This is a genomic window from Actinomadura citrea (assembly GCF_013409045.1).
In the GTDB taxonomy this organism is placed as follows: Bacteria; Actinomycetota; Actinomycetes; order Streptosporangiales; family Streptosporangiaceae; genus Spirillospora; species Spirillospora citrea.
In genome coordinates this window covers 6,519,820-6,540,302 of sequence record NZ_JACCBT010000001.1, presented here as the reverse complement: position 1 = coordinate 6,540,302, position 20,483 = coordinate 6,519,820, and the positions used below count along the sequence as shown (strand labels likewise).

The 20,483-nt window shown below is 72.9% G+C and carries 23 protein-coding genes; 11 read left to right on the top strand and 12 right to left on the bottom strand.

From position 1 onward, the window contains the following. Positions 1 to 59: 59 nt before the first annotated feature. Positions 60 to 947: a metal-dependent hydrolase gene (locus BJ999_RS30100; RefSeq protein ID WP_179836387.1), complete on the top strand. Its 888-nt coding sequence runs from the start codon at positions 60 to 62 to the stop codon at positions 945 to 947. Positions 948 to 957: 10 nt separating this feature from the next. Here the strand turns inward: BJ999_RS30100 and BJ999_RS30095 are convergent, their stop codons facing one another. The 7 genes from BJ999_RS30095 to BJ999_RS30065 form a co-directional block, all read right to left on the bottom strand. Next, positions 958 to 2,241 carry a cytochrome P450 gene (locus tag BJ999_RS30095; protein WP_179836386.1) on the bottom strand — a complete coding sequence of 428 codons (1,284 nt, stop codon included), beginning with the start codon at positions 2,239 to 2,241 and terminating at the stop codon, positions 958 to 960. 86 nt (positions 2,242 to 2,327) lie between these two features. After that, entirely contained in the window at positions 2,328 to 2,882 is a 555-nt protein-coding gene (locus BJ999_RS30090; RefSeq protein WP_179836385.1) for a hypothetical protein, read from the bottom strand. Positions 2,883 to 2,900: 18 nt separating this feature from the next. After that, positions 2,901 to 3,068: a hypothetical protein gene (locus tag BJ999_RS30085; protein ID WP_179836384.1), complete on the bottom strand. Its 168-nt coding sequence runs from the start codon at positions 3,066 to 3,068 to the stop codon at positions 2,901 to 2,903. Beyond that, a complete protein-coding gene (locus BJ999_RS30080; protein WP_179836383.1) occupies positions 3,056 to 3,610 on the bottom strand; it encodes a hypothetical protein in 555 nt (184 codons plus the stop codon). The genes BJ999_RS30085 and BJ999_RS30080 overlap by 13 nt, the downstream gene beginning before the upstream one ends. Beyond that, positions 3,607 to 4,068, bottom strand: coding sequence for a hypothetical protein (locus BJ999_RS30075; protein ID WP_179836382.1), 462 nt, complete (start codon positions 4,066 to 4,068; stop codon positions 3,607 to 3,609). Before BJ999_RS30075 ends, BJ999_RS30080 begins: the two co-directional genes overlap by 4 nt. After that, the gene (locus BJ999_RS30070; RefSeq protein WP_179836381.1) at positions 4,065 to 4,595 is read right to left on the bottom strand and encodes a MauE/DoxX family redox-associated membrane protein; all 531 of its coding nucleotides are present in this window, start codon (positions 4,593 to 4,595) and stop codon (positions 4,065 to 4,067) included. The genes BJ999_RS30075 and BJ999_RS30070 overlap by 4 nt, the downstream gene beginning before the upstream one ends. Beyond that, positions 4,592 to 5,290 carry a hypothetical protein gene (locus tag BJ999_RS30065; RefSeq protein ID WP_179836380.1) on the bottom strand — a complete coding sequence of 233 codons (699 nt, stop codon included), beginning with the start codon at positions 5,288 to 5,290 and terminating at the stop codon, positions 4,592 to 4,594. Before BJ999_RS30065 ends, BJ999_RS30070 begins: the two co-directional genes overlap by 4 nt. Before the next feature lie 231 nt (positions 5,291 to 5,521). On the opposite strand from BJ999_RS30065, the gene dut reads away from it, so the two are divergent. The 3 genes from dut to BJ999_RS44190 all read left to right on the top strand — a co-directional run bounded on the left by dut (position 5,522) and on the right by BJ999_RS44190 (position 7,046). After that, positions 5,522 to 6,013 (top strand): dUTP diphosphatase, encoded by a 492-nt coding sequence (gene dut, locus BJ999_RS30060; RefSeq protein WP_179836379.1) that lies wholly within the window; start codon positions 5,522 to 5,524, stop codon positions 6,011 to 6,013. A gap of 3 nt (positions 6,014 to 6,016) precedes the next feature. Further along, positions 6,017 to 6,844 carry a DUF3710 domain-containing protein gene (locus BJ999_RS30055; RefSeq protein WP_179836378.1) on the top strand — a complete coding sequence of 276 codons (828 nt, stop codon included), beginning with the start codon at positions 6,017 to 6,019 and terminating at the stop codon, positions 6,842 to 6,844. A gap of 121 nt (positions 6,845 to 6,965) precedes the next feature. Next, entirely contained in the window at positions 6,966 to 7,046 is an 81-nt protein-coding gene (locus tag BJ999_RS44190; protein WP_476692282.1) for a 50S ribosomal protein bL37, read from the top strand. On the opposite strand, the gene BJ999_RS30050 is transcribed toward BJ999_RS44190, so the two are convergent. Both BJ999_RS30050 and BJ999_RS30045 read right to left on the bottom strand, forming a co-directional pair. After that, the gene (locus BJ999_RS30050) at positions 7,043 to 7,702 is read right to left on the bottom strand and encodes a PIG-L deacetylase family protein (RefSeq protein ID WP_373292703.1); all 660 of its coding nucleotides are present in this window, start codon (positions 7,700 to 7,702) and stop codon (positions 7,043 to 7,045) included. The two genes, BJ999_RS44190 and BJ999_RS30050, sit on opposite strands and share 4 nt — an antisense overlap. Before the next feature lie 73 nt (positions 7,703 to 7,775). Further along, a complete protein-coding gene (locus BJ999_RS30045) occupies positions 7,776 to 9,056 on the bottom strand; it encodes an ArsB/NhaD family transporter (protein WP_179836376.1) in 1,281 nt (426 codons plus the stop codon). A gap of 230 nt (positions 9,057 to 9,286) precedes the next feature. On the opposite strand from BJ999_RS30045, the gene BJ999_RS30040 reads away from it, so the two are divergent. The 3 genes from BJ999_RS30040 to BJ999_RS30030 all read left to right on the top strand — a co-directional run bounded on the left by BJ999_RS30040 (position 9,287) and on the right by BJ999_RS30030 (position 12,336). After that, a complete protein-coding gene (locus BJ999_RS30040) occupies positions 9,287 to 10,084 on the top strand; it encodes an ABC transporter ATP-binding protein (protein WP_179836375.1) in 798 nt (265 codons plus the stop codon). A gap of 1 nt (position 10,085) precedes the next feature. Further along, positions 10,086 to 11,441 (top strand): FtsX-like permease family protein, encoded by a 1,356-nt coding sequence (locus BJ999_RS30035; protein ID WP_179836374.1) that lies wholly within the window; start codon positions 10,086 to 10,088, stop codon positions 11,439 to 11,441. A 70-nt stretch (positions 11,442 to 11,511) separates the two neighbouring features. After that, the gene (locus tag BJ999_RS30030) at positions 11,512 to 12,336 is read left to right on the top strand and encodes a hypothetical protein (RefSeq protein WP_218935296.1); all 825 of its coding nucleotides are present in this window, start codon (positions 11,512 to 11,514) and stop codon (positions 12,334 to 12,336) included. A 146-nt stretch (positions 12,337 to 12,482) separates the two neighbouring features. Here the strand turns inward: BJ999_RS30030 and BJ999_RS30025 are convergent, their stop codons facing one another. Continuing rightward, a complete protein-coding gene (locus BJ999_RS30025; RefSeq protein WP_179836373.1) occupies positions 12,483 to 13,958 on the bottom strand; it encodes an MFS transporter in 1,476 nt (491 codons plus the stop codon). A 140-nt stretch (positions 13,959 to 14,098) separates the two neighbouring features. Between BJ999_RS30025 and BJ999_RS30020 the strand changes: the two genes are divergently transcribed. Both BJ999_RS30020 and BJ999_RS30015 read left to right on the top strand, forming a co-directional pair. Beyond that, positions 14,099 to 14,521 (top strand): OB-fold nucleic acid binding domain-containing protein, encoded by a 423-nt coding sequence (locus tag BJ999_RS30020; RefSeq protein WP_179836372.1) that lies wholly within the window; start codon positions 14,099 to 14,101, stop codon positions 14,519 to 14,521. A 28-nt stretch (positions 14,522 to 14,549) separates the two neighbouring features. After that, entirely contained in the window at positions 14,550 to 15,245 is a 696-nt protein-coding gene (locus BJ999_RS30015; RefSeq protein ID WP_179836371.1) for a DUF3159 domain-containing protein, read from the top strand. A 2-nt stretch (positions 15,246 to 15,247) separates the two neighbouring features. Here the strand turns inward: BJ999_RS30015 and BJ999_RS30010 are convergent, their stop codons facing one another. Next, complete coding sequence (locus BJ999_RS30010) at positions 15,248 to 15,907, bottom strand: potassium channel family protein (protein ID WP_179836370.1); 660 nt, start codon at positions 15,905 to 15,907, stop codon at positions 15,248 to 15,250. Then, positions 15,907 to 16,572, bottom strand: coding sequence for a potassium channel family protein (locus BJ999_RS30005; RefSeq protein WP_179836369.1), 666 nt, complete (start codon positions 16,570 to 16,572; stop codon positions 15,907 to 15,909). The genes BJ999_RS30010 and BJ999_RS30005 overlap by 1 nt, the downstream gene beginning before the upstream one ends. Positions 16,573 to 16,831: 259 nt before the next feature. On the opposite strand from BJ999_RS30005, the gene BJ999_RS30000 reads away from it, so the two are divergent. Both BJ999_RS30000 and BJ999_RS29995 read left to right on the top strand, forming a co-directional pair. Beyond that, the gene (locus tag BJ999_RS30000) at positions 16,832 to 18,865 is read left to right on the top strand and encodes an APC family permease (RefSeq protein ID WP_179836368.1); all 2,034 of its coding nucleotides are present in this window, start codon (positions 16,832 to 16,834) and stop codon (positions 18,863 to 18,865) included. After that, positions 18,858 to 20,195 carry a class I SAM-dependent RNA methyltransferase gene (locus BJ999_RS29995; RefSeq protein ID WP_179836367.1) on the top strand — a complete coding sequence of 446 codons (1,338 nt, stop codon included), beginning with the start codon at positions 18,858 to 18,860 and terminating at the stop codon, positions 20,193 to 20,195. The genes BJ999_RS30000 and BJ999_RS29995 overlap by 8 nt, the downstream gene beginning before the upstream one ends. Positions 20,196 to 20,483 lie beyond the last annotated feature (288 nt).

Here is a 20,483-nt window from a genome sequence, read left to right as displayed (position 1 = left end):
GTCTAATTAGCTGTCGCCGCGGGACGCGTCCGGTCCGGCGCGGCGCGGGAGGAGACGGGTTGAGCGACATCGACGAGCGGCACCCCGTGATCGCCCCCCGCCGGGTGCGGTTCGACTGGGCGGACACGCCGCTGCACTGGATCCCGGACGAGCCGGTCGCCACGCACTTCATCAACGTCCTGCACCTGCTGCTGCCCGCGGGCGAACGGTGGTTCGTGCACGTCTACAAGGAGGCGCTCCCGCTCGTGCGGGACGACGAGCGCCTCTACCACGAGGTCAAGGGCTTCATGGGTCAGGAGGCCGTGCACGCCTACTCCCACCAGGGCGTCCTGGACCGGCAGATGCGGGAGCAGGGCCTCGACCCGGGCCCCCTCACCGACCGGATCGAGTGGGTGTTCCGGCGGATCCTCGGCGACCGGTGCCCGGTGCCGCTCCTGCCGCGCAAGCGCTGGCTGTTCGTCCGGATCGGCGTCATCGCGGGCATCGAGCACTACACGGCGGTGCTCGGGCAGTGGATCCTGGACGCCCGTGAGCTGGACGAGGCCGGCGCCGATCCGACGATGATGGACCTGCTGCGCTGGCACGGCGCCGAGGAGGTCGAGCACCGGTCCGTCGCGTTCGACGTCTACCAGCACGTGGCCGGGCGGTACTGGATGCGGTTCATCGCGTTCTTCATCGGCGTCCTCGCGCTGCCGCTGATGGTGTACGCCGGGGCCGTGTTCCTGTGCCGGGCCGACCCGACGCTGAGGGGCGTCCGCCCGCGGATCCGCGACTACCGGCGGGCCGTGCGGCGCGGGCTGTTCCCCGGCAACCGGTTCATGATCTCCGCCGGCCGCGCGTACCTGCGGCGCGACTACCACCCGTCCCGCGCATGCTCGACGCAGCGGGCGCTCGACTACCTCGCGGTGTCGCCCGCGGCGCGGGACGCCGGCCGCCGGGCGTCCTGAACCGCGCCGCTCACAGCGTGCAGGGCAGGTGCTTGATGCCGTTGATGAAGTTGGAGTAGAGCATCTTCGGCTCGCCGCTCGCCCGGATGTCCGGGACGCGGGTGAACAGCTCCCGGAACATCACCGTGATCTCCTGCCGGGCCAGGTTCGCGCCCAGGCAGAAGTGCGGGCCGGGGCCGCCGAAGCCGACGTGCGGGTTGGGGGAGCGGGTGATGTCGAAGACGTCCGGGTCCGTGAACACCTCCGCGTCGCGGTTCGCGGAGTTGTAGAACAGCAGGACCTTGTCACCGGCCTTGTACCGCTGACCGTGCATCTCGTGGTCGCGGGTCACGGTCCGGCGGAACTGGATGACCGGTGTCGCCATCCGGACGATCTCCTCGACCGCCCCCGGGACGCGCGCGTCGAAGTCCTCCATCAGCAGCGCCCGCTGCTCGGGGTTGTCGGTGAACAGCTTCAGCCCGTGCGTCATGGCGTTGCGGGTCGTCTCGTTGCCGGCCACGACGAGCAGGATGAAGAACGAGCCGATCTCCTGGTCGGTCAGGGACTCGCCGTCGACGTTGGCCGAGACCAGCCGCGACACGAGGTCGTCGCCGGGGTGCCGGCGGCGCCTGCGGGCGAGCTTCATCGCCAGGTGGTTGAGCTCGTACCCCGCGGACATCGCCATGAGCAGCCCGTACAGGACGCCGATCCGGGTGATGCCCTCGCGGGTCACGTCCTTGCCGCCGGTGTACTCGGGGTCGCCGAGCCCCAGGATGGTGTTCGTCCGGTCGTACACCATCGGGCGCACCCGCTCGGGGATGCCCATCATGTCGCAGATGACCTGCACGGGCAGCCGCGCCGCGACGTCGGTGACGAAGTCGGCCGACCCCTTGCGCTCCAGGTCGTCGACGATCCGCGTCGCGGTCGCCTGCAGGTCGGTCTCCAGCTTGGCGAGGACGCGCGGGGTGAACGCCCGCGAGACGATCCGGCGGATCTTGGCGTGCCGCGGGTCGTCCATGTTGATCATCGAGCCGAAGTAGCGGGCCATGTACCGGGGCAGGTCGGCGATGCTGTTCGAGCACGGCTCGCTGCTGAACACCTCCGGCGTCCGGCTGGCCTCCACCACGTCCGCGTGCCGGGTGAGCGCGTAGTAGCCGGGCCCGGTCCGGATGAACGGCAGCTTGAGCTCCGGGAAGAACGCCGGATGCTCGCGCTCGCGCAGCCGCGCGAACGCCGCCAGCCGCCGGTCCGGGGGCAGCGACCAGAAGGCCAGATCGGACAGGTCGTCCTGGGTCGCCCGTGCCGTCGTCGTCACCGCACACCGTCCTCAGAAGTCAGAACGCCGTTCGGTTCCATCGAACCGAGCCTTCCGGACATCCGTCAAGCCCGAGCGCCCTCCGGTCACAGCAGCAGGAGGGCGAGGGCGGCGAGGGACGCGAGGGCGGTGGCGTTCTTCACGGGCGGCATGCGGGCGGCCATCGCGGCGTCCCGTCGATCGTCGCGGGCCAGGTAGGTGAGGAGGGCGCTCAGCGCGCGCCCGGCGCCGAAGGCCGTGCCCGTCAGGACGGTGGTGAGCGGGTCCTCGTGGACGAGGAGCAGGCCCAGCGCCAGGACATAGGGGGCCGTGGCGGAGACGTAGGTGCGGACGCCGGTTCCGAGTTCGAAGCCGAACTGGAGGGCGCCCTTGCGGAGGCGGGTTTGCAGGACGTCCTGGGGGATCTGGCGGGCGTTCTGGGGGAGCGGGACGCGGACCAGCCCGGCCTCCCTCGCGGCTCCCAGCCCGGCGACGGCGAGGACCGCGGCGGTCCGGACGGACGCCGGGAGCGGCGCGGAGAGGCCGGACGACAGCCAGATCACCGTCGCGGTGAGCGTGCCTCCGAGCAGGAGCCCGAGGGTGAAGACGGCCAGGACCTCGCCCTGCCGTACGGGGGCCCGCCAACCTGGCGAGAACAGCACGGATTCGCTGTTGCGCGTTCAGACACTGCCCGACAGGGAGAACCCGGCGAGCGCGCCGATCGACGCCCAGCACAGGACGGCGGCGTCCAGGGCGGCGGCCGACACCGCCAGGAGCGCGAGGGCGGCGACGGGCAGGAGCGGGTCGGTCGTGCCCCGCCGCAGCCGCCCGGCGGTCAGTTCTTGCACGCCATCGCCTTGCGGCAGATGGTCTTGTACCAGTTGCCCTTCTTGGATTTCTTCCAGCCGTCATGACAGCGCCAGGTGACGCCCTTCTTGCAGCTGCCGCAGCTCTTGGCGTAGGCCCAGAGCCACCCGTCGTAGCCGCCGCCGTAGCACTGGCTGGGGCGCAGCTTGTAGCGGCCCGGGTCCGACACGCCGGACTTGTGGAAGCCCTTGTACTTCCCGCTCGTGCGGCAGCACACGCTGCACACCAGGCTGGGCCCGCAGCCGGGGGAGCAGTTGTGGTTGGCCGCGTACGAGGGGCAGCGCGGATAGATGTCGTAGTAGCCGACCAGCTGGAAGCCCGATGCGAGCGCCTCCCGCGCGGGAGGGAAGACGCCGAGGGCCTTCAGGCCGGCGGTGGCGCCCGCGGCGGCGAGCCCGGTGAGGACGCTGCGCCGCACCGGGCGGAACCGCCGCTCGTCCGCGGGCACCGGGCGCCGCCGGACGCGCTGCGCCCCGGCCGGGCGGGGGCCGCGCAGCGGCGGGACGTCTTCCAGTTCGATCATCGTGCCGCCTCCAGGGTGAGGGCGCGGAGGGCTTCGGGAGAGCCGACGGGCTCGGCGGCCCGCACGCGCCCGTCGGCGCCGACCAGCACGGCGAACGGGGTCGCGGGGACGCGGTAGTCGGCGAACAGGCCGTCCTGCTCGCCGGCCAGCACGGTCACACCGGGACGCGGCGCCTCGTCGGGCGGCGGCCCCGCGAAGATCGCGTGCAGCGGCCGTCCGATCGGGACGGCGGCGAGGACGTCCGCGCACACGCCGCACTCGCGGTCCAGGAAGAGCAGCAGGCCGGGCCCGAGGCGGTCGAAGGCGGGCGCGGGCGCGCCCGCGGCGGGGCCGAGCCCGGCGGGCCGTGAGGCCCCCCGGCCGAGCGCGTGGACCTGCCGGACGAGTCCGGCGACCACCAGGGCGAGCAGCAGGATCGCCGCCCATGACAGCAGGAGCGCGCTGTTCTGGAAGCTCATCCGGCCGTCCTCCTCTCCTCGGTCATGGCGTGCGGGAGCGTCCAGAGGAGCACGGCGAACCCCAGCCCCGCCGCGACCTCCACGGACGACTCGTACAAGGTGGAGCCGGCCGGAAGCCCGTGCAGGGCGCCGGTGAGGGCGAGCGCGCAGAGCGCGGCGGCCCGTCCCGCGACCCAGCCGTTCATCGGCGTGCCGCCGCCGCCGCATCCGCAGGGGACACCGTGCCGGGTACGGGCCACGTGCGCCGCGTAGGCCGCGTACAGGGCCAGCAGGACGGCCGCCGCCCCGCCGGCCGCGCGCACCGGACCGTCCAGCCGGAGCAGCAGCGCCGCCGCTCCGGTGACGCCGATCAGCGCCTCCGCGGCGATCACGGCCGCCGCGGTCGCGCCGGCGAGGGCGGCCGGGAGCACCCGGTGCGCCCGCAGCGCGGCGGCCAGCGCCGCCGGGCGCCTGACCTGCCCGGCCAGCGACGCCAGCAGGACGAGCGGGACCGTGACGGCGGCGATCCCGGCGAGCAGCCCGGTCACCGGACCGCCTCGACCGCCAGCCCCGCGAGCCGCCGCGGGACGTCGCGGACCCGGTCCTCCTCGGGCAGCACGGTCACCAGCAGCGACGTCAGCGCCAGCAGGAAGTAGGGGCCCTGGCCCTCCACGGTGTCCCGGAACAGCTCGCCGCCCGCGACCGAGGCGCCGCGCCACGGCGGGAGCCGCCGGCGCGTGACCGTGGTCAGCGCGGTGATCTCCAGCAGGCCGATCCCCGGCACCTCCTTGACCATCTCCGCCGGCTCGGGGCGCCTGGCCCGGCCGCGCGGGACGGCGGTGACCCCGTCCTCGTGCTCGGTCAGGCGCACGGTGTCGAAGAAGGCCACCGCGTCCGCGGGGCGCCCGTGGTAGAGGTGCGTGAACACCGCGTGACGGCGTCCCTCCCACACGGCCGCCAGGACGGGGTCGCTGAGGCCCGTCTCGGCGTCGCGGGTCGCCGTCCCGCCGACCCGCAGCCGCCCGCCCTGGGTGCGGAATTCCTGCTCGAAGCGATCGACCCCGATGTCGGCGGCCCAGGCCAGCGCGTCCTCGCGGGTGCCGCTGGAGATCTCGTGGAGCCGCCCGCCCTCGGCGATCCGCGCCACCGACGTGCACGGCCGCCGCAGGTCGTGGTCGCCGGCGAGCCGGACCCGCACGCCGTCCAGCGACCGGTGGGTGACGTGGTGCCCGCGCGTGCCCATGCCGTCCCCTTCCTGTGGGAACGAATCCCACAGAAGTGCCGCGGGTAACAATTGCGACGCTACGCGTGATACTTCATTTCTGGGTCAAACCTTCCGGAAGTGGTCACGCCTGGGACCGGGTAGGGTCAACTGCCGGACTCGCGCGGCGGCGGCGTTTCAGCGGCGGCCGTCCCCGGCGCCCTGGGTAGGGTCGTGTGGTTCTCCGGCAGGTAGGCGCGTGAGGTGGAGCCCGTGAGCAAGGTCGATGTGCTGATCCAGCGGCTGGATCCGGAGCTGCCCCTGCCGCAGTACGCCCACGCGGGCGACGCGGGCGCCGATCTGGTCGCCGCCGCCGACGTGGAACTGCCGCCGGGGGAGCGCGCCGTCGTTCCCACCGGGATGGCGATCGCGCTGCCGGACGGCTACGCCGCTTTCATTCACCCGCGGTCCGGATTGAGCGCTAAGTTGGGGGTGACCATCGTTAATGCACCCGGTACGGTCGACGCCGGCTATCGGGGTGAGATCAAGGTGACCCTGCTGAACACCGACCCCCGCGCCACGGTGAGACTGCGGCGCGGAGACCGCATCGCGCAGATGGTCGTCCAGCGGGTCGAGCACGCGGTGTTCCACGAGGTCACCGAGCTTCCCGGATCGGCGCGCGGAGACGGCGGGTTCGGCTCCACCGGCGGATTCGGCCCGGCCCCGCGATCCGGGGACAATGAGCACAGTCGAGAAGGAGCGTGAGTCGTGGCTTTTGGACGTCGCCGGCAGGCCGAGGAGCCCGCGGAGGGTCCCGAGGTGACCGAGGAGCCGGCGGAGACCGCCGAGGAGGCTCCCGCCGAGGCGGGGGCGGCCAAGGCAGAATCGGCGGCGGGCGGCCCGTGGGATTCCGAGGAGTCCTTCCCCGAGTTGCAGCGGCTGGATTTCGGTGCCCTCCAGGTTCCGGTCGCGCCGGGGCTGGGCTTCCAGGTGAACTTCGAGGCGACCCAGGTCGACGAGGAGGGCAACCCGCTCGACGGGCGCCCCGTCGCCGTGCTGGTGCAGTACGAGGAGAGCGCCATGCAGCTCCAGGTGTTCGCCGCGCCGAAGCGCAGCGGCATCTGGGACGACGTGCGCCGTGAGACCGCCAAGGACATCCAGGAGGAGGCGCAGGGCCAGACCCAGGAGGGCGAGGGCCCGTTCGGCTCCGAGCTGCTGGCGATGGTCCCGGCTGCGCTGACCGAGGAGGTCCTCGCCGAGATGCCGCCGGAGGTCCGCGAGCAGATCCCGGCGGAGTTCGTCGAGCAGGGCTGGGCGCCGCAGATCATTCGTTTCCTCGGTGTGGACGGCCCCCGCTGGTTCCTGCAGGCCGTGGTCCAGGGCGCCGCGATCGAGGACGAGGAGCAGTGGCAGGTCCTGGAGGACGTGCTGCGCGGCGTGGTCGTGCACCGCGGCGACGCCCCGATGCCGCCCCGCGAGCTGCTGGAACTGCAGATCCCGCAGGAGTTCAGCGAGGCCGGCGAGGACGGGCAGGAGGAGGGCGTGGAGACCTTCGACCCGTTCGAGCGCGGCCCGGAGATCACCGAGGTCCGCTGACCGCACGAGCACCGGACCCGTCCGGCCGCACGCTTTTCGGGCGTGCGCCCGGGCGGGTTCGTGCCGTCTGCGCCCGGCCGATCGCTTGCCTTGGACCGGTCCGCGGGCGGTCAATCGGGGCATGTCCAAGAAGACGCGCAAACGCCGGGCCCGCAAGCGGAGCAAGCACAACAAGGGCAAGCGGCCCAACGCCCGCCACTAGCCCTCGATCATCTCGAACGTCATCGCGTGCTCGACGCCCGCCTGCCTCCCGCCCGTCTCGGCCATGCCGGTGAGGAACGCCTCGGCGTCGAACCCGGCGCCCAGTTCGGCGAAGTAGACGCGGTGCGCGAGCAGCGAGTCGATGCCGGCCCGCAGATGGCCGGTGACGTCCACGTAGTGGGTGGGCTGCGGCGATCCGCCGAACAGCGCGAACCGGACGCCCTGCCACGGCTCCAGGCCGAGGTCGCGGAACACCCACCGGTTCGCCGCGTCCCGGACCGCGTCCGCGACCGCGAGGCCGAGCACCCGGTGGTCGGCCATGTTGAAGCCGCCGCCGGGGAAGGTCTCGCGGAAGTTCACCGACAGCACCACCTCGGGCCGGTGCCGCCGGATCGCCGCGGCGAGCATCCGGCGCAGCGGCAGGCCGTACTCCAGCGTGCCGTCCGGCAGGTCGAGGAACTCGACGGCGCGGGCGCCGACGATCCGCGCCGCCTCGACCTGCTCGGCGCTGCGGATCCGCCGGACCTCACCGGGGTCCATCGAGTCGATCCCGGCCTCCCCGCGGGTGGCCAGCACCTCCGTCACGGTCTTCCCCTGGCCCGTCCACTTGGCCACCGCCGCCGACGTCCCGTACTCCAGGTCGTCGGGGTGCGCCACGATCGCGAGCGCGCGTTCCCAGTCCTCAGGCACCTCGTCCATCCCCCCATCCTCCCGGATGCGGGGAAGATCGTCACAGGTAGCGGAGCCAGAGGTACGGGGTCGCCAGGGCGACCGTCACGAGCGTGACGACGATGCCGTAGCGGGTGAAGCGCCAGAAGCTGATGGGCGTGCCGTTGCGGGCGGCGATGCCGAGCACGACCACGTTGGCGCTGGCCCCGATGGCGGTGGCGTTGCCGCCGAGGTCGGCGCCGAGGGCGAGGGCCCACCACAGCACGTGCCCGTCGGTGCCGGGGTGCTGCCGGACGAGGTCGGAGACGATCGGGCTCATCGTCGCCACGTAGGGGATGTTGTCCACGATCGCCGACAGCCCGGCGGACGCCCACAGCAGCAGCATCGCGGCGGCGCCGAGGCGGCCCTCGGTGGCGTCCGCCGCGGCCCTGGAGACGTCGCCGATGACGCCGGTCTCGACGAGGCCGCCGACCATCACGAACAGGCCGGCGAAGAACACCAGCGTGGGCCACTCGACCTCGCTGAGAGCCTCCTCGATGGTCACCCTGGTCGCGGCGACGAGCAGCCCGGCGCCGAGCAGCGCCACCACGGACGGCTCGTAGTGCAGGACGGGGTGCAGCACGAACGCCGCGATCACGACGGCGAGGACGGCGAGCCCCTGCGCGAGCAGGCGGCGGTCGGTGACGGCCTCCCGCTCCTCCAGTTCCATGACCTCGGCGGCGAGGTCCGGGTCGTAGCGGAACGCGGAGCGGAACAGCCACCGGCACAGCAGGCAGAACACGATCATCAGCACCACGACCAGGGGGGCCAGGTGGGCCAGGAAGTCGTTGAACGTCAGGCCGCCCCGGCTGGCGATGATGATGTTGGGCGGGTCGCCGACCAGGGTCGCGGTGCCGCCGATGTTGGACGCCATGACCTCGGCGATGAGGTACGGCTCGGGCGCGAGGGCGAGCCGCTCGCAGACGAGGAACGTGACGGGCACGACCAGCAGGACGGTGGTGACGTTGTCCAGCAGCGCGGACGCTCCCGCCGTGAGCACGACCAGCATCACCATGAGCCGGTAGGGGCGCCCCCGCGCGCGTTTGGCGGCCCAGATCGCCACGTACTCGAACACGCCCGTCCGGCGCAGCACCGAGACGATGACCATCATGCCGAGCAGCAGGAAGATGACGTTCCAGTCGATCCCGGACTCGGAGGAGAAGAACGCGCCCCGGGCGTCGGTGATGTGCAGCAGGAGCATCAGCCCCGCGCCGCCGAGCGCCACCGCCGTCCGGTGCACCTTCTCCGACGCGATCAGCACGTACGCGCCGACGAAGATGACGATCGCGGCGGTGGCCTGCACAGGACCTCCCGGACGGCATGCGGATGCTGGGACCTGCCGACCAGACTTCCCGGCGCACCTCGGGCGACTCTAACCGGCCCGGCACGCCGCGGGGGAGACCGGGCCCGGGCGATGGTGGGGTTTTGCCTACCCCGATCGGCGTGCTGGACCCATCCTCGGCGGCCCCGCGCGTCCGTAGCTTCGTGTTCCGGAGGCGCCCCGCGAGGGGGCGCCGGGCGGAGGTGAGGACGATGTTCGGACGCAGGGGACCGGAGCCCGAGCGCCAGGCGCCGGGTGAGGCGCTCCGGCTGGAGAACGTGCGCCGGGTGTTCGGCCCTGAGGGCAACCAGGTCGTCGCGCTCGACGGGGTGTCGCTGTCGCTGCCGACCGGGTCGTTCACGGCGGTCATGGGCCCGTCCGGGTCCGGCAAGAGCACGCTGCTCCAGTGCGCCGCGGGCCTGGACCGTCCCACCGGGGGCCGCGTCTTCGTCGACGGCGCGGAGCTGACGGGCGACGGGGAGGCGGAGCTGACGAAGTTCCGGCGGGAGCGGATCGGTTTCGTCTTCCAGCAGTTCAACCTGCTGCCGACGCTGTCGGTCATGCAGAACGTGGTGCTCCCCCTCAGGCTCGCCGGCCGCAGGGCGGACAAGGGCCGGGCGAGGGCCGTCCTGGAGCGGGTGGGCCTCGGCGAGCGGCTCGGCCACCTGCCTTCGGAGCTGTCAGGCGGGCAGCAGCAGCGGGTGGCGATCGCGCGGGCGCTGCTCACCCGGCCGCGGGTGCTGTTCGCGGACGAGCCGACCGGTGCGCTCGACACCCGCAGTGCCCGGGACGTGCTCGGCCTGCTGCGCGAGTCGGTGGGGGCGTTCGGGCAGACCGTGGTGATGGTGACCCACGACCCGGTCGCCGCGTCCTTCGCCGACGCCGTGCTGTACCTGGCGGACGGGCGGATCGTCGGCCACCAGTCCGCGCCGACCGCCGAGGCGGTCGCGGAGCGGATGACGCACCTGGCCGACGAGGTCGAGCGCCAGCGCACGACGGCGGGGGCGTGAGATGTTCGCACTGGCGATCCGCTCCCTGCGCCGGCGCGCGGGCGCGTTCACGGCGAGCTTCCTCGCACTGTTCCTCGGCTCCACGATCATCATGGCGTTCGCCTCGATGCTGGACACCGCCGCGGCGAGCGGCGCGACCGGGGAGGCCCGGGACACGCTGGTCATCATGGCCAACGTCGTCGGCGGATGGGGCCTGCTGCTCGTGGTGTTCGCGGTCACCTCGACGCTCACCCTGTCGGTGCGCCAGCGCGCGTCGGAGATCGCGCTGCTCAAGAGCGTCGGCGCGACCCCGGCGCAGCTCGCCCGGATGATCGTCGGCGAGGCGGCCGGGCTGGCCGTGGCCGCGGCGCTGCTCGCCGTCGTCCCCGGGATGCTGGCGGGCCGGGGTGTGCTCGGCCTGCTGCACGGCACGGGCCAGGTGCCCGCGGAGATCGGCCATCACTTCGGCCCGGTCGCGCTGTCGATGGGGATCGGCATCACGACCGTCTCCGCGACCGTCGCCGCGCTGATCACCGCCCGGCGCGCCACCCGCGCCGGGGTCGCCGACTCGATGCGGTCCGCGGCGGTGGACACCGGGAGGCCGAGCAGGAGGCGCATCGTCTTCGCGGTGCTGTTCCTGCTGCTGGCGCTGGACGAGGCGGTCATCACCGTCACGCTGATGGACGGCAAGGGCAGCGACGTGATGGCGACGTCCGGGCAGGCCGACATCCTCGCCGCGATCGGGCTGGCGCTGCTGGCTCCGACGATCATGCGGCGGGCGACCTCCCTGCTGTCCCGGCCGCTGCGCGCGTTCGGCGCGGCCGGCGAACTGGCGGCCGCCACCATGCGCCGCCGGACGGGCGCGCTGGCGTCCGCGGTCTCCCCGGTCATCCTGTTCGTCGGCACCGCCGTCGGGACGCTGTACCTCCAGGCCACCGAGAACGCGGCGACGGAGGCCGCCGGGCTGGCCAAGACGGCCGAGCAGAAGAGCATCGAGACGCTCAACTTCGTCGTCATCGGCATGGTGGTGCTGTTCACGGCGATCATGCTGGTCAACACGCTGGTCGCGGCGACCGCGCACCGGCGCCGCGAGTTCGGGCAGACCCGGCTCGCCGGCGCGACCCCGCGCCAGGTGCTCGCCGGGGTCGCGCTGGAGTCGGCGGTGCTGACGGTCACCGGCGTGGCCTGCGGAACGGTCGCCTCGGTCTTCACGATCGTCCCCTTCGGGCTGGCCCGCCGCGACTCCGCCGTCCCGGCCGGGGACGCGTGGACCTACCTCGCGGTCGTCGCCCTCGCCGCCGCCCTGACCGGCGCCACGACCTGGGCCGCCACCCGCCGCGCGATCCGCGTCCCCGCCGTGGAGGCCGCCCTCCGCTGACCGCCCGGCTTGTCTTCGCGTGGGTGCTCATCCATACTGGGTGAGCACTCACTCATTTCAGGGAGCGGACATGGCGGGATCGATGCGGGCCTCGCGCGGAGGGTTTCCGGTGGCGGCCGCCGTCCAGGGCCTCGGGGCGTCCTGGACGAGCGGTCGCCGGGTCGAGCGCGCCTCCTACGCCGTCGGCGCGGCGCTCATGGCCTCGGGGCTGCTGCACCTGGTCGTGTTCGCGGTGGACGGCGGCCCGTGGACGGGACCGGTGTCGTGGCGCAAGCCGGTCACCTTCGGGATCTCGTTCGGCCTGACCCTCCTCACGATCGCGTGGGTCAGCGCGTTCGTCCGGCTCGGCGACCGCGCGCGGACCGCGGTCCTCGGCGTGTTCGCGGCCGACTGCGTCGCGGAGGTCTCCCTCATCACCCTGCAGGCGTGGCGCAGGGCGCCGTCCCACTTCAACGAGGAGACGGCGTTCGACACGGTCGTCACCCGGATGCTCGCGGCGGGCGGCGGCGTCCTGGTCGTCACGCTGGTCGCGCTCGCGGTCGCCTCCTTCCGCCGTAACGAGGAGGTCGCGCCGAGCATGCGGCTGGCCGTCCGGTCCGGCTTCGCCGCGCTGATGCTCGCGCTGGCCTCCGGCGCGGCGATGATCGCCCGCGGCGTCGCGACGGTGGAGTCCGGCGACCAGCAGGCCGCCTACCACGTCGTCGCCGCGCTGAAGCCGGCGCACTTCGTGACCATGCACGCGATCCTCGTCCTGCCGCTGCTGGCCTGGCTGCTCACCTTCACCGGCCTGCCCGAGACCCGCCGCGTCCGGGCCGTCGCCCTCGCCTCCGGCGCCTACTGGGCGGTGGCGGCGGTGGTCATCGCGGTCTCCGCCGTCCGCTTCGCGACCGCCTGAACCGGTCCGCCCGCGGCCTTCGCCCCGACCTCGTCGGCCGTCACCTCGATCAGCGGTTCCGGCCGGAGGGCGGAGCCCACCGGTCCCGCATACGCCGGCGCGCCGTCCGTGACGGACGGCGCGCCGGGTTCGGCACCGGACGGGGGTCAGTGCGCGCGGGCGCGGCGGGGGAGGAGGAAGGCGACGAGGAACGCGGCGGCGGTGAGGGCGGCGGTCAGGGCGGTGACCTGCTTCGCGGCCTCCAGCGCGGCCGGCGCGGCGAACCGTCCGGCCACCGGGGCGCCGATCGCCCCGAAGAAGACCGTGCCGAGGACCGCGACGCCGAGCGACGCGCCGAGCTGCTGGACCGACTCCAGCGCGGCCGAGCCGGAGCCCACCTCGTGGTCGGCGATGCCCGCGACGATGACGTCGAACAGCGGGACGAAGATCATGCCCATGCCGGCGCCGAACAGCAGCAGCGGCGCGGCCAGGTGCCAGCCGCCGACGCCCGTCCCGGCCGCCTCGAACACCGCGTACAGGGCGGCCAGCCCGGCGATCATGAGAACCAGGCCGAGGTGCAGGATCCTGCGGCCCAGCCGGGTCATCGTCATGCCGCTGAACGCCGACCCGGCGAACGCCCCGATCGCCCAGGACGACATCGCCAGGCTCGCGGCCAGCGGCGTGTAGCCGAGACCGAGCTGGAGGAACAGGCCGGTGGCCAGGGAGAACCCGGCGATCGCTCCGAAGAAGACGACGACGAACAGGACACCGGAGCCGTAGGCGCGGTTGGCGAACACGCTCAGCCTGACCAGCGGCGTCCGGCCCCGGCGGGTGCGGCGCAGCTGGTGCAGGGCGAACAGGGCGAGGACGGGGACCGAGCCCGCGAGCAGCGCGAGCGACCAGGCGGGCCAGCCGAGCTCGCGGCCCTGGACGAGGGGGTAGACCAGCATGCTCATGCCGAGGCCGCCGAGCAGCATCCCGGCGACGTCCAGGCCGCCCGAGCGGTCGGCGGCCGTCGGCGCGGGCAGCGCCCGGGCGCCCACGACCAGCGCGTAGACGCCGACCGGCACGTTCACCAGGAAGATCGCGCGCCAGCCGGTGCCGAGCGGGTCGGCGTCGATCAGCAGGCCCGCGACCACCGGGCCGAGGATCGTGGCCAGCCCGATCACCGGCCCGAACAGCGCGAACGCCTTGCCGGTGTGCCGGCCGAACAGGTCGCGGATCAGTCCGAAGCCCTGCGGGATCATCACGGCGGCGCACAGGCCCTGCGCGACCCGGGCGGCGATCAGGCTCTCCGGCGACCAGGCGAACGCGCACGCCACCGACATCGCCGTGAACGCGGCCGCGCCCGCCAGCAGGACGGGCCGCCGTCCGAACATGTCGCCGAGCCGCCCGCCGGTCAGCAGCGCCACCGCGAGGGCGAGCGTGTAGCCGGCGGCCGTCCACTGCAGCGCGGAGTACGAGCCGCCGAGGTCCGCGCGGATCGCGGGCGCGGCCACGTTCACCACGGTGGAGTCGAGCAGGTTCAGCAGCGTGGCGGCCAGGATCGCCGACAGGCCGAGCCAGCGGCGCGGGGCGGGCGCGGCGCCGTCGGCCGGGCGCGTCCCGGTCGCGGGGACCGGGGTTTCGAGGGTGGCGGTCATGATCCGTCCTTCCAGGGTGGAGCGGAATGCTCTGTTCCGATAATAGCAGAACGGAATGCTTCATTCCACACATGTCCCGGCTTCGTTCCGGCGGTGGGCAAGGGGTCCGCTTCGTCCCGGGATGCCATACGCTTCGAGGTATGGACGAGGTTTCGGCCAGCACCGCGCCGGGGGCGGAGCCCCGCGGGCGCGAGCGCGGCAAGGGCGGGCTGCGGCGCTTCCTGCGGCGCATGGCGTCCACCAAGGCCGAGCTGGAGGCCGAGGAGCTCCAGAAGACCACCGGCGACGAGGGCGCGACACCGATCACCGACTGCGGCGCGCGCAAGCGGCACTGCGTGGCGGGTACGCTACGTACCGTGACGCTCCGTCCCCGGGGCGGCGCCCCCGCCCTGGAGGCCGAGCTCTACGACGGCACCGACGTGATCAACCTGGTCTGGCTCGGCCGCCGCAGGATCGCCGGGATCGACCCCGGGCGCCGGCTGCGCGCCGAGGGACTCGTGAGCGAGCAGGACGGGCGCAAGGTCATGTTCAATCCGCGATACGAGTTGCGCGGCGGCGTGTGAGGCCGCGGCGATCCGCCGGGAGAGCGACGTGAGCGAAACGGAAACGGGCACCGCGCGGGAGACCGCCGCGCACGACACCGTGGAGGCGGCCGTCCGCGCCCAGCTCACCAAGGCGCTCGGCGGCGTGCGCGGCATGGTCGAGGCGGCGGTGCCGACGATCGCCTTCACCGCCACCTACGTCGCCGCGAAGGACGTCAAGCTCGCCGTCGGCGCCGGTGTCGGCGCCGCGGTGGTGCTGCTCCTGGTCCGGATCGCGCAGCGCTCCAGCCCGCAGTTCGTCCTCAACAGCCTGTTCGGCATCGCCATCGCCGCGTTCTTCGCGCTGCGCTCGGGCAAGGCCGAGAACGCCTTCCTGCCCGGCATCATGCTGAACGCCGGCTACGCCGCCGCGATGATCTTCTCGATCGCGGTGCGCTGGCCGGTCGTCGGCTTCATCATCGGATCGGTCACCGGCGACCCGACCGCCTGGCGGGCCGACCCCGGGATCGTCCGGCTGTGCTCCCGCCTCACCTGGCTGCTCGTGCTGCCCTGCATCCTGCGCGTCGGCGTCCAGTACCCGATCTACCTCGCGGACGGCGACCAGAGCGGCCTGCTCGGCCCCGCCAAGATCGTGATGGGCTGGCCCCTGCAGGTCGCCGCGCTGGCCGCCATGGTCTGGCTCCTCGCCCGCGGCCGCACCCCCATCCAGCGCGGAGATCCGGCCGAGAGCGAGAAACCCGCCTAGCGCTACCGGCCGCCGAGGAGTTCGGCGAGTTCGTCCTCCACGTCCTGGCTGGCCACGAACATCAGCTCGTCGCCCGGCTCCAGGGTGTCGTCGGACGTCGGGACCAGCACCCGGCCCTCGCGCAGGATCGCCACCAGGGCGGTGTCGCGCGGCCAGGCCACCGAGCCGACGCGCTCGCCGCCGAGGGGGGCGTCGTCGGGCAGCGTCAGCTCCACCAGGTTGGCCTCGCCCTGCCGGAACGTCATCAGCCGGACGAGGTCGCCGACGCTGACGGCCTCCTCGACCAGCGCCGACAGCAGCCGCGGCGTGGAGACCGCCACGTCCACGCCCCACGACTCGTTGAACAGCCACTCGTTGTTCGGGTGGTTGATCCGCGCCACCACGCGCGGGACCCCGTACTCGGTCTTGGCCAGCAGCGAGACCACCAGGTTGACCTTGTCGTCGCCGGAGGAGGCGACCACCACCTGGCAGCGCTCCAGCGCCGCGTCGTCCAGGGCGGCGATCTCGCACGCGTCGGCCAGCAGCCACTCCGCGCGCGGCACCAGCTCCACCTTGATGGCCTTCGGGCTCTTGTCGATCAGGAGCACCTCGTGGCCGTTCTCCAGCAGTTCCTGGGCGATGGACCGGCCCACCGCGCCGGCCCCCGCGATCGCGACCCGCATCAAGCGTCCTCTCCGTTCCGCGCCGCGACCGCGGCGTTGACGCGCTCCAGGTCGTCGGCCCCCGCCATGATGTGCACGATGTCGCCGTCCTGGATCACGGTGTCCCGCTCGGGGACGAGCGCCTCGCCCATCCGGGACAGGAACGCCACCCGGGTCCCCGCGTGCTCCTCCAGCTCGCCGACCTTCTCGCCCACCCACAGGTGGCCGGAGTCCAGCTCGGCGAGGACGACCGCGCCGGTCGGGTCGCGCCACAGCGGCTCGGCGCCCTCGGGGAGCAGCCGGCGCAGGATCTGGTCGGCCGTCCACCGGACGGTCGCGACCGTGGGAATGCCGAGGCGCTGGTAGACCTCCGCCCGGCGCGGGTCGTAGATCCGGGCCACCACGTTGTCGACCCCGAACGTCTCGCGCGCCACCCGCGCGGAGATGATGTTGGAGTTGTCGCCGCTGCTGACGGCCACGAACGCCGACGCGCGCTCGATGCCCGCCTCGGCGATGACCTCGCGGTCGAACCCGAACCCGGTGATGCGGCGGCCCCGGAACCCGCTGCGCAGCCGGCGGAACGCCTCCGGGCTCTGGTCAATGATGGCCACCGAGTGACCCTTGTCCTCCAGGATGTGGGCGAGCGTCGAGCCGACCCGCCCGCATCCCATGATCACGATATGCACGGCCGTTCCCTCTTCCGTCCAGGGGGATGCTCCCCCTGTACCCCCCGCGCCGGGCACGGCATTCGCCGCCGACACCGCGCCGCACCCGAGGACCGTTTCCTGTGAATGATCCCTGCCGGGCTGCAAACCTACACATCCGCCCAGGCGAGTACTACTCAACCAGCAATCCGTCGGGGCGGCGAGGCGGTCGCGCGGCGCCCGCGGGACAGGGGCGGCCGGGCGCCAGGGCGGCGGTCCGCAGGGGCTAGAGTCTCGTTGCGTGTCAAAGGTTCCGGACCTCGCGAAGCGGCTCCTCCTCGGCCGCGCGCTGAGCAGCGCCCAGCAGCACGAGCAGCTGCTGAAGAAGCGCATCGCGCTGCCCGTCTTCGCGAGCGACGCGCTGTCGTCGGTCGCCTACGCCCCCCAGGAGATCCTCCTCGCGCTCGGCGCGGGCGGCCTCGTGATGTACCACTACACCCCGTGGATCGCCGCGGCCGTCGTGATCATCCTGCTGACCGTGGTCGCCTCCTACCGGCAGAACGTCCGGGCCTACCAGAGCGGCGGCGGCGACTTCGAGGTCGCCACCACCAACCTCGGCGACAACTGGGGCGTCGTGGTGGCCAGCGCGCTGCTGGTCGACTACGTCCTCACCGTGGCGGTGTCGGTGTCGTCGGGGGTGGAGAACCTCGGCGCCCTGCTGAAGTTCATGCAGCCGCACGAGGTCGCCGTCGCGATCGTCATCGTCGTGCTGCTCACCCTCGGCAACCTGCGGGGCCTCAAGGAGGCCGGGGCCGCCTTCGCGATCCCCACCTACCTGTTCATGTTTGCGGTCTTCAGCATGCTGGCGTGGGGCCTGGTCCGGATGGTCTCGGGCACCGAACTGCAGGCCGAGACGGCGCACTACGAGGTCCGCGGCGACGAGACGGGCATCGCCGGGTTCGCGCTGGTGTTCCTGCTGCTGCGGGCCTTCTCCTCCGGCTGCGCCGCGCTGACCGGGGTCGAGGCGATCAGCAACGGCGTGCCCGCGTTCCGCAAGCCCAAGGGCGAGAACGCCGCCACCACCCTGCTGATGCTCGGGCTCGTCGCGATGACGATGTTCGGCGGCGTGAGCGCGTTCGCCTACATCACCGACGCCAAGTTCGCCGAGCCCGACCAGGGCAGCCAGCTGATCGACCCGTCCACCGGCAAGCCCGTGACCGACGCCGACCCGGTGATCGCGCAGGTGGCGCACACGGTGTTCAGCAACTTCACCCCCGGGTTCGCGCTGGTCACCGCGATGACCGCGCTGATCCTCTTCCTCGCCGCCAACACCGCGTTCAACGGGTTCCCGGTGCTCGGCTCCGTTCTCGCGCAGAACCGCTACCTGCCGCGCCAGCTGCACACCCGCGGAGACCGGCTCGCCTACAGCAACGGCATCATCATCCTGGCCACCATGGCCGGGCTGCTGATCTACGCCTACGACGCGTCCGTCAGCCGGCTGATCCCGCTCTACACCGTCGGCGTCTTCGTGTCGTTCACCGTCAGCCAGGTCGGCATGGTCCGGCACTGGAACCGGCTCCTGTCCACCGAGTCGGACCCGGCGCAGCGCCGCCGGATGCGCACCTCCCGCGGCATCAACGCCTTCGGCGCCACCCTCACCGGCATCGTCCTGGTCGTCGTGCTGATCACCAAGTTCGCGCTCGGCGCCTACATCGTCTGCATCGCGATGCCGCTGCTGTTCCTGCTGATGAAGGGGATCAGGCGGCACTACGACCGGGTCGCCGCGGAGCTGGTGCCCTCCGGCGAGGACGTCGTGCTGCCCGCCCGCAACCACGGCATCGTGCTCGTCTCCAAGATCCACAAGCCGACGCTGCGGGCCCTGGCCTACGCCCGCGCCACCCGCCCGTCCACGCTGGAGGCGGTGACCGTGGCGGTGGACGCCGAGGAGTCGCAGCGGCTCCAGCAGGAGTGGGACGCCCTCGACATCCCCGTCCCGCTGAAGATCCTCGACTCGCCGTACCGGGAGATCACGCGCCCGGTCCTGTCCTACGTCAAGAGCGTCCGCCGCAAGAGCCCCCGCGATGTCGTCACCGTGTTCATCCCCGAGTACGTCGTCGGCCACTGGTGGGAGCAGCTCCTGCACAACCAGAGCGCGCTGCGGCTGAAGGGCCGGCTGCTGTTCCAGCCGGGCGTGATGGTGACGAGCGTCGCGTGGCAGCTGCAGTCCTCCGACCGGCTCAAGGGGCGGACCGAGCCGCCCGGGCCCGGCTCGTCCCGGCGCCCGCCGCGGACCGGGGCACACCCCGGTGCCGGTAGTGTTTCGGACCGTGACTGAACTCGAACCCGACGTCCTCGAACTGGAGGTCGGCAACGTCGCCAACGGCGGTTTCTGCGTCGCCCGGCACGAGGGGCGCGTGGTCTTCGTCCGGCACGCCCTGCCCGGCGAACGGGTGAGGGCCCGCGTCACCGACCGAACCAAGAACTTCCTCCGCGCCGACGCCGTGGAGATCATCGAGGCGTCCCCCGACCGGGTGCAGCCGCCGTGCCCGTTCGCCGGTCCCGGGCGGTGCGGCGGCTGCGACTGGCAGCACGCCTCCCTGCCCGCCCAGCGGGCGCTCAAGGCCGCGGTCGTGCAGGAGCAGCTGGAGCGGCTCGCCGGGATCACCCGCACGGTCGTCGTGGAGGAGGTCCCGTACCCGGTCGACGGCGAGGTGACGCCGCCGCCGGGGCTCGGCTGGCGCACCCGCGTCCAGTTCTCGGTCTCCTCCGGCGCCGTCGGCCTGCGCAAGCACCGGTCGCACGACATCGAGCCCGTGGACGAGTGCCTGATCGCCCACCCCGGCGTGGAGCTGATGGGCATCGAGCGCAAGCGCTGGCCGGGCGCGACCGGCGTCGAGGGCGTGGTGTCGGCGAGCACCGGCGACCGCCTGGTGGTGCTGCGCGGCCGCGACCGCCGCAAGATCCGGGTCCCGCGGCTGGACGTGCCGGTCCGGCTCGTGCGCGGCAAGCCCGAACCGGGCGCCGGGCTCCCGTACGTGCGCGAGGAGGTCTCCGGGCGGCTCTACCAGGTCAGCGGCAGCGGCTTCTGGCAGGTGCACCCGGGGGCCGCGCAGCTGCTCGCCGACGCCGTCCTGGACGCCCTCGAACCGAAGCCCGGCGACATCGCCCTCGACCTGTACTGCGGCGTCGGCCTGTTCGCCGGCGTCCTCGCCGACCGCGTCGGCGACGAGGGCCTCGTCGTCGGCATCGAGTCGGACGGCCAGGCCGTCCGCGACGCCCGCTTCAACCTGCGCGACCTGCCGAACGTCTCGATCGAGCGCGGCTCCGTCGAGGAGGTCATCACCGACCTGGAGTTCGGCCGCGCGTCCTCGGGGTCCCGGACGCAGAACAAGCGCGGCACCGGCCACCACGGCGGCTCCCGGGTCCGGAAGGCCGACCTCGTCGTCCTCGACCCGCCCCGCACCGGCGCGGGCCGCGAGGTCGTCGACCACATCACCCGCATCGCCGGCCGCAAGATCGCCTACGTCTCCTGCGACCCGGCGACCCTGGCCCGCGACCTCGCCTACTTCAGCGAACGCGGCTGGACCCTGGAGTCCCTCCGCGCCTTCGACGCCTTCCCCATGACCCACCACGTAGAGTGCCTCGCCACCCTCGTCAGAGGTTGATCAGCGCCCTGAGCAGCCAGATTGTCGGTCTGTGAGGGATTGGACGGGACGCCGAGGGACGTAGATTCCCACCCCTCATGACGCACCAACGACGCATGCGCGAGGTGCGTGAACGTCGCGCACGATCATGACCGCATGCGTCAGCGCCGCGCCAATTTCGCGGCCCCAATCCCAGCGAAACGGGCTGCGCCGACAGGAAGAGCGCGGCCGGATAGTGACAGAGGGCTACCCTGCGTGAACCGTTCACGGAAGGTGAAGCGTCCAACACGCGTCCCTCCGCCGTCGGCA

Coding starts and splice junctions, on each gene's coding strand:
- BJ999_RS30025 (WP_179836373.1), bottom strand. CDS start 13,958: ATGACCGCCACCCTCGAAACCCCGGTCCCCGCGACCGGGACGCGCCCG.
- BJ999_RS30040 (WP_179836375.1), top strand. CDS start 9,287: ATGTTCGGACGCAGGGGACCGGAGCCCGAGCGCCAGGCGCCGGGTGAG.
- BJ999_RS30010 (WP_179836370.1), bottom strand. CDS start 15,907: ATGCGGGTCGCGATCGCGGGGGCCGGCGCGGTGGGCCGGTCCATCGCC.
- BJ999_RS30035 (WP_179836374.1), top strand. CDS start 10,086: ATGTTCGCACTGGCGATCCGCTCCCTGCGCCGGCGCGCGGGCGCGTTC.
- BJ999_RS30030 (WP_218935296.1), top strand. CDS start 11,512: ATGGCGGGATCGATGCGGGCCTCGCGCGGAGGGTTTCCGGTGGCGGCC.
- BJ999_RS30075 (WP_179836382.1), bottom strand. CDS start 4,068: ATGAGCTTCCAGAACAGCGCGCTCCTGCTGTCATGGGCGGCGATCCTG.
- BJ999_RS30065 (WP_179836380.1), bottom strand. CDS start 5,290: ATGGGCACGCGCGGGCACCACGTCACCCACCGGTCGCTGGACGGCGTG.
- BJ999_RS44190 (WP_476692282.1), top strand. CDS start 6,966: ATGTCCAAGAAGACGCGCAAACGCCGGGCCCGCAAGCGGAGCAAGCAC.
- BJ999_RS30020 (WP_179836372.1), top strand. CDS start 14,099: ATGGACGAGGTTTCGGCCAGCACCGCGCCGGGGGCGGAGCCCCGCGGG.
- BJ999_RS30080 (WP_179836383.1), bottom strand. CDS start 3,610: ATGATCGAACTGGAAGACGTCCCGCCGCTGCGCGGCCCCCGCCCGGCC.